1 protein-coding gene is annotated in these 501 nt (G+C 49.3%); it reads left to right on the plus strand.

What is annotated here, in order from left to right; translation table 11 throughout:
- On the plus strand, positions 1-494 hold a 494-nt coding region (locus tag R8O11_RS31740), incomplete at its 5' end, for an ABC transporter permease (protein WP_318195454.1).
- Positions 495-501 lie beyond the last annotated feature (7 nt).

Genomic DNA, 501 nt, shown 5'->3' on the forward strand with positions numbered 1-501 from the left:
TAGCGATCATCGTCTCAGCCATTTTCAAAGCCAGCTTTGGCAGCGATTTTTACAGCCAATACGCGGTCGTGATGCTGGTGGTGATCATCGGTGTGGCTGAATGGCCACAGTACGCGCGTACGATTCGTGCATCGGTACTGGCAGAGAAGAAGAAAGAATACGTAGAAGCGGCACGCGTGATGGGCTTTAAAGCTCCACGCATCATGTTCCGCCATATTTTGCCGAACTGTTTGTCACCAATCTTGGTTATCTCAACCGTTCAGGTGGCCAACGCCATCATGTCGGAAGCGGCGCTGTCGTTCCTAGGCTTGGGTCTGCCTGTTGACCAACCATCTTTGGGCGCGTTGATCAGCATCGGCTTTAACTACATCTTCTCTGGTGCTTGGTGGATTACAGCCTTCCCAGGTATTGTGCTAGTTACTTTGGTACTGGTTATTAACCTTCTGGGTGACTGGTTACGCGATGTATTTAACCCGAAACTGTACAAAGGTTAAGAATTTA

The organism is Vibrio sp. 1288 (assembly GCF_033344475.1).